This is a genomic window from Mesorhizobium sp. M7A.F.Ca.CA.003.01.2.1, from assembly GCF_003998945.1.
In the GTDB taxonomy this organism is placed as follows: Bacteria; Pseudomonadota; Alphaproteobacteria; order Rhizobiales; family Rhizobiaceae; genus Mesorhizobium; species Mesorhizobium ciceri.
On sequence record NZ_RZRA01000310.1, the window covers coordinates 1 to 5,576 of the forward strand.

The window sequence follows — 5,576 nt, forward strand, 5'->3', positions numbered from 1 at the left end:
CGCCGCTGCCGTCGAGTTCCTGGCCATCGGCGCGCATGCCGTGCGGCGCGCCCGCGCCGACCCCGGCGCCCACACGCTGGTCATCGGCGCCGGCCCGATCGGGCTCGGCACCGCCATCTTCGCCCGCATCGCCGGGCTCGACGTGACGCTGCTCGACATGAGCAGTGAAAGGCTCGCCTTCGCTGGAAACGAGCTTGGTTTCCAGACCCTAGACGGCTCGCGCGGCGCGGTGCCCGATCTGATCAGGGAAGCGACATCAGGCGAAGGCTTCGATGTGGTCTTCGACGCCACCGGCAACACCCAGTCGGTGCAGTCGGCCTTCGCCCATGTCGCGCATGGCGGAACGCTGGTGCTGGTCTCCGTCGTCAAGGACGACATCAGCTTTTCCGATCCGGAATTCCACAAGCGCGAGATGACGCTGATCGGCAGCCGCAACGCGCTGCGCGCCGACTTCGACCATGTCGCCGCCTCGATCCGCAACGGGGCCGTACCACTGGCCAAGCTCGTCACACACCGCACCACACTCGCCGCCACGCCGCGCGATCTGGCTCGTTGGGCGCATGAGAAATCCGGCCTGATCAAGGCTGTGATCGAGGTGGGGTTATAACATGGCAGGCGGCGAAGCCGGTCCTCAAATGCGCCGCCGCTGGCAAGTGAATGCGGCCGAGCTGGGCCGGGCACTCCCTACAGCGCCGACAGCTTCAGCTCCACCCGTTCGGCCGGAAAGCGCGACTCGGAAAACTGGATCGGCTGGCCGTCCGGCGTGACGTTGACGGCAACCGTGACCAGCACGATGGCGCCCGGCTGCAGGTCGAGGTCGGCAAGGTCCGCCGCATCGGCATGGCGCGCCGACAGCACGGTCGATTGCCTGAGATAGTCGTCTATGCCGAACCGCGCCAGCGATGCGGTGATCGAGCCTGTTTCCCCCATCGCGGCATCGATGCCGGCAAAGCGCCGGGCCTCGAACCAGCCGGCAGCGCGCGACACCGGCCGTCCGTCGGCTTCGCCGCGCGTTTCCAACCGGATCACATCGGCTCCCTTGGGAAGACCCAGTCCCTCGGCGACGCGCTGGCTGGCCGGCTCGACCGACGAGGCGAGCAGGACGATGTGCCGTTCCGTCGTTTGCCCTTGCAGCCCTGTCGAAAAACGTGTGCGCGCCCCGATCGGATAGGACAGCCGCTTGCGCGACAGTACGAAGGTGCCGCGCCCCTGCTCGGCCCGCAGCACGCCTTCCCTTACAAGGGCTGATATGGCGTTGCGCACCGTGTGACGGTTGACGCCATAGCGTTCTGCCAGCGCCACCTCCGGCGGCAGCGCTGCATTCTCCGTGAAATCGCCGATGGCGATCGCATGTAGGATCTTGTCGGCGATCTGCCGCCACAGCGAAACGCCACTGCGCCGCTCGATGCTGTCCGCTAACAGCCGCCCGACCATCATTGCCCCAACCTTCCAGCGCCCAGTCTTCTATCGCTGTCATCCACCCGTCATGGACACGCGTTAGATAATAGATATAATTTGTATAGTTGTCTACATCAATAGACAAATTAACAAAGAGGAATGCTGCTGATGCGAGGACAGGAAGCCCGCGACCAGGCCGAGCGCAAAGCCGCCATGGCAACCCTTACGCAATCCAGCGGCGATGACATCGTACGGCTCTGGAATGAGGCCGGACTGCCTTCGGACGCCGAGCTGTTGCGCGGCCCCGAAACCGGCCTTGTCACCCTGCGCGGCCGCATCGGCGGCGGCGGCGCCCCTTTCAATGTCGGCGAGGCGACCGTCACCCGCGCCACGGTCAGGCTACCCACCGGACAGGTCGGCCATTGCTATGCGCTTGGCCGCGACAAGCAGAAGGCGAAGCTGGCGGCTATCGCCGACGCCCTATGGCAGGACCCTGCCCGCCGCAATGAGGTCGAGACCGGACTGATAGCGCCTCTGCGGTCGGCTCTGACCTTGGCGCACGAAAAACGCCGCGCCGAGACGGCGGCAACGAAGGTCGATTTCTTCACCATGGTTCGCGGAGAAGACTGATGGACATTGCAGCGCAATCGATCGAGGGCGGGTTCGCCGATCCGGTCTTCAACGCCCAGACCGTGTTCCGCGCCGTGATGGACGCAATGGCTCGGCCGGGCAGCGTGCAACCGCTGCGGGCCTTCGCCCGCCCGCCGGTGCCGCTCTCGGCTACCGCCGGCGCCATCGCACTGGCGCTGTGCGACAATGACACGCCGCTCTGGCTCGACCCGGCTTTGCAGGCCTCCACCGCGATCAGATCGTGGCTTGGGTTCCATACCGGCGCGCCATTGGCCAACACACCGGCCGATGCGCATTTCGCCTTGGTCGCAGCACCTGCCGAGATGATGGCGCTCGATGGCTTTTCGCAGGGCACGCAGGATTATCCCGACCGCTCGACCACGCTGATCCTGCAGGTCAGCGATCTGGTCTCCGGCACGCCGCTATTGCTCGAAGGTCCCGGCATCGAAACCAGCGCCACGATCGCGCCGGCGCAGATGCCACGCCATTTCGTCGAGCAGTGGAAGCAGAATATCAAGCGCTTTCCGCGCGGCGTCGACATCATCCTCGCCACATCAGGCGGCATCGCCTGCCTACCGCGCACGACGCGCATCAAGACGATGGAGGCGTAAGATGTATGTCGCGGTAAAAGGTGGCGAAGCGGCAATCGCCAACGCCCACAGCCTGCTGGCCGACCGCCGGCGTGGCGACCGTTCGGTGCCCGCCCTTCGTCTCGACCAGATCGTCGAGCAGCTGGCGCTCGGCGTCGACCGGGTGATGAGCGAAGGCTCGCTCTATGATCGTGAACTGGCCGCGCTCGCCATCGTCCAGGCGCGCGGCGACATGATCGAGGCGATCTTCCTGGTGCGCGCCTACCGCACCACGCTGCCGCGCTTCGGCTACTCCAGGCCCATCGACACCGCCAACATGCTGGTCGAGCGGCGCGTCTCGGCGACCTACAAGGATCTGCCCGGCGGCCAGTTGCTCGGACCGACCTTCGACTACACCCACCGGCTGCTCGATCCCGAGCTTGCCGCCGGCGCCGATGTCGCCGAGCCCTTGCTGCGCGACACGGAAGCGCAAGCCATGCCGCGCGTCTCGGCGATCCTCGCCCGCGAAGGCTTGATCGAACCGGATGGCGACATGCCGCAGGATCATGTCCCCGGCGACATCACCCGCGAGCCGCTCGAATTCCCGATGGCGCGCGACATCCGCCTGCAGGCGCTGTCACGCGGCGATGAAGGGTTCCTGCTGGCGCTCGGCTATTCCACCCAGCGCGGCTATGCCCGCAACCACCCCTTCGTCGGCGAGATCCGCATCGGCGAAGTCGAGTTGGAGCTCGACGTGCCCGAACTGCCCTTCTCGGTGCCGCTCGGCACTGTCCGCGTCACCGAATGCCAGATGGTCAACCAGTTCAAAGGCTCGGCCAAGGCGCCGCCGCAATTCACCCGCGGCTACGGCCTGGTCTTCGGCCAGAGCGAACGCAAGGCGATGGCCGTGGCACTCTGCGACCGGGCGCTGCGCGCGAAGGAGCTCGGCGAGGATGTCGTCGCCGCGGCCCAGGACGAGGAGTTCGTCATCTCGCACTCCGACAATGTCCAGGCGACCGGCTTCGTCGAGCATCTGAAGCTGCCGCACTATGTCGATTTCCAGGCCGAACTCGATCTCGTGCGCCGCATGCGTGCCGAATATGACGCCCGCCAAAACCCCGTGAAGGTCGAAGAGAAGCGGGAGGCCGCGGAATGATCGAGGGCCTTTCCCACATGACCTTCATCGTCCGCGATCTCGAGCGGATGACCGAAATCCTCGAGGGCGTATTCGACGCACGCGAAGTCTATGTCAGCGACGCCAGGCAGTTCTCGCTGTCGCCCGAAAAATTCTTCCTGATCGGTGACATCTGGGTCGCCATCATGGAGGGCGAACCCTTGCCGGAGCGCAGCTACAACCACATCGCCTTCAAGATCGATGACGCCGATTTCGACCGCTATGCCGAGCGCATCGGCAGGCTCGGCCTCGACATGCGCCCGCCGCGCCCGCGCGTCGAGGGTGAAGGCCGCTCGATCTATTTCTACGACGAAGACAACCACATGTTCGAACTGCACACCGGCACGCTCAATGAGCGGCTGGCGCGCTATGCCAGGGGATCGGAGGCTGCGGAATGAATTTAGTGCCCGACGCCACCATGGCCGCCACCATCGTGGGAATGACCGCCATAGCCGTCATACCCGGAGTAATCACCATTGCCGACGCCCACGGACTCACCTTGAGAGCCTTCTTTGGGGCCGGGCAGAATCATGCGCCGAAGGAAGAAGAGAACGACGCCGGCGAACACCACCAACAGAATTCCGAGATGCATCCATCCGGTCGAGTTCATCTGAATTCGCCCCTGTATCCGCGTCCTGGACGCCAATTCGATAGCACAATGTGGATGTGATCGCCATGACCGACATCGCCACCTACAACTTCGCCTATCTCGACGAGCAGACCAAAAGGATGATCCGCCGGGCGATCCTCAAGGGCATCGCCATTCCCGGCTACCAGGTGCCGTTCGCTTCGCGCGAAATGCCGATGCCCTACGGCTGGGGCACCGGCGGCGTCCAGGTCACCGCTTCGATCATCGGCCCGGACGATGTGCTGAAGGTCATCGACCAGGGCGCCGACGACACCACCAATGCGGTGTCGATCCGCGCCTTCTTCAAGAAGGTCGCCAATGTCGCGGTGACGACCGACACTGCCAGCGCCACAATCATCCAGACCCGCCACCGCATTCCCGAGCATCCGCTGACGGCGGCCCAGGTGCTGGTCTACCAGGTGCCGATCCCCGAACCCCTGCGCTTCCTCGAACCGCGCGAGACCGAAACGCGCAAAATGCACGCGCTGGAGGAATATGGCCTCATGCACGTCAAGCTCTACGAGGACATCGCCAAGCACGGCCGCATCGCCACCACCTATGCCTATCCGGTCAAGGTCGAGGGCCGCTATGTGATGGACCCCTCGCCGACGCCGAAATTCGACAATCCCAAGATGCACCGCTCGCCGGCCCTGCAGCTGTTTGGCGCCGGCCGCGAAAAGCGCATCTACGCGGTGCCGCCTTTCACCGAAGTGGTCAGCCTCGACTTCGAGGATCATCCGTTCGAGGTCCAGACCTTCGACCAGCCCTGCGCGCTGTGCGCGGCCGAGAACGTCTATCTCGACGAAGTCATCCTCGACGACCATGGCGGCCACATGTTCGTCTGCTCCGACACGGACCATTGCGAGAAGCGGCGAGCGGACGGCTATCGCGGCCATCTTGCCCCGGAAAACCATCTTGCCTCGGGAACAAGGGAGCCGGCGCAATGACCGACGAACCGCTGCTGCGTGTCGCAGCACTTTCTAAATTCTACGGTTCGCGCGTCGGCTGCGACAACGTCTCCTTCGACCTGTGGCCGGGCGAAGTCCTGGCTGTCGTCGGCGAATCCGGCTCCGGCAAGACGACGCTGCTCAACTGCCTGTCGACCCGGCTGCTGCCGAGCTCCGGCACCGCCAGCTACCGCATGCGCGACGGCCAGTTCCGCGAGCTCTACCGCATG

At 65.0% G+C, this 5,576-nt stretch carries 9 protein-coding genes; 7 read left to right on the forward strand and 2 right to left on the reverse strand.

Going from position 1 to position 5,576, the window contains the following annotated elements:
- Positions 1-607: zinc-binding dehydrogenase (locus EN969_RS14490; RefSeq protein WP_164758256.1), on the forward strand; the 607-nt coding region annotated here is incomplete at its 5' end.
- Between the two features lie 77 nt (positions 608-684).
- Here EN969_RS14490 and phnF read toward each other — a convergent pair.
- The gene (gene phnF, locus EN969_RS14495; RefSeq protein ID WP_063170337.1) at positions 685-1,434 is read right to left on the reverse strand and encodes a phosphonate metabolism transcriptional regulator PhnF; all 750 of its coding nucleotides are present in this window, start codon (positions 1,432-1,434) and stop codon (positions 685-687) included.
- A gap of 132 nt (positions 1,435-1,566) precedes the next feature.
- On the opposite strand from phnF, the gene phnG reads away from it, so the two are divergent.
- The 4 genes from phnG to fosX are packed head-to-tail and all read left to right on the forward strand — an operon-like array spanning position 1,567 to position 4,169.
- Positions 1,567-2,028 carry a phosphonate C-P lyase system protein PhnG gene (phnG, locus tag EN969_RS14500; RefSeq protein WP_063170338.1) on the forward strand — a complete coding sequence of 154 codons (462 nt, stop codon included), beginning with the start codon at positions 1,567-1,569 and terminating at the stop codon, positions 2,026-2,028.
- Positions 2,028-2,639, forward strand: a complete 612-nt coding sequence (phnH, locus tag EN969_RS14505) for a phosphonate C-P lyase system protein PhnH (protein ID WP_127419201.1) — start codon at positions 2,028-2,030, stop codon at positions 2,637-2,639. Before phnG ends, phnH begins: the two co-directional genes overlap by 1 nt.
- Before the next feature lies 1 nt (position 2,640).
- Positions 2,641-3,753 (forward strand): carbon-phosphorus lyase complex subunit PhnI, encoded by a 1,113-nt coding sequence (locus EN969_RS14510; protein WP_063169034.1) that lies wholly within the window; start codon positions 2,641-2,643, stop codon positions 3,751-3,753.
- Positions 3,750-4,169 (forward strand): FosX/FosE/FosI family fosfomycin resistance hydrolase, encoded by a 420-nt coding sequence (gene fosX, locus EN969_RS14515; RefSeq protein WP_063169035.1) that lies wholly within the window; start codon positions 3,750-3,752, stop codon positions 4,167-4,169. Before EN969_RS14510 ends, fosX begins: the two co-directional genes overlap by 4 nt.
- Before the next feature lie 2 nt (positions 4,170-4,171).
- Here the strand turns inward: fosX and EN969_RS35280 are convergent, their stop codons facing one another.
- Positions 4,172-4,381, reverse strand: a complete 210-nt coding sequence (locus tag EN969_RS35280; RefSeq protein WP_063169036.1) for a hypothetical protein — start codon at positions 4,379-4,381, stop codon at positions 4,172-4,174.
- A 65-nt stretch (positions 4,382-4,446) separates the two neighbouring features.
- Between EN969_RS35280 and EN969_RS14525 the strand changes: the two genes are divergently transcribed.
- Both EN969_RS14525 and EN969_RS14530 read left to right on the forward strand, forming a co-directional pair.
- Complete coding sequence (locus tag EN969_RS14525) at positions 4,447-5,346, forward strand: alpha-D-ribose 1-methylphosphonate 5-phosphate C-P-lyase PhnJ (RefSeq protein ID WP_063170339.1); 900 nt, start codon at positions 4,447-4,449, stop codon at positions 5,344-5,346.
- The coding region (locus EN969_RS14530; RefSeq protein WP_127419202.1) for an ATP-binding cassette domain-containing protein at positions 5,343-5,576 on the forward strand (234 nt) is incomplete at its 3' end. The genes EN969_RS14525 and EN969_RS14530, both read left to right, overlap by 4 nt.

Excerpts from the sequence above, each read along its gene's own strand:
- EN969_RS14525 (WP_063170339.1), top strand. The coding sequence starts at position 4,447 with ATGACCGACATCGCCACCTACAACTTCGCCTATCTCGACGAGCAGACC.
- phnG (WP_063170338.1), top strand. The coding sequence starts at position 1,567 with ATGCGAGGACAGGAAGCCCGCGACCAGGCCGAGCGCAAAGCCGCCATG.
- EN969_RS14510 (WP_063169034.1), top strand. The coding sequence starts at position 2,641 with ATGTATGTCGCGGTAAAAGGTGGCGAAGCGGCAATCGCCAACGCCCAC.
- phnF (WP_063170337.1), bottom strand. The coding sequence starts at position 1,434 with ATGGTCGGGCGGCTGTTAGCGGACAGCATCGAGCGGCGCAGTGGCGTT.
- phnH (WP_127419201.1), top strand. The coding sequence starts at position 2,028 with ATGGACATTGCAGCGCAATCGATCGAGGGCGGGTTCGCCGATCCGGTC.
- EN969_RS35280 (WP_063169036.1), bottom strand. The coding sequence starts at position 4,381 with ATGAACTCGACCGGATGGATGCATCTCGGAATTCTGTTGGTGGTGTTC.
- fosX (WP_063169035.1), top strand. The coding sequence starts at position 3,750 with ATGATCGAGGGCCTTTCCCACATGACCTTCATCGTCCGCGATCTCGAG.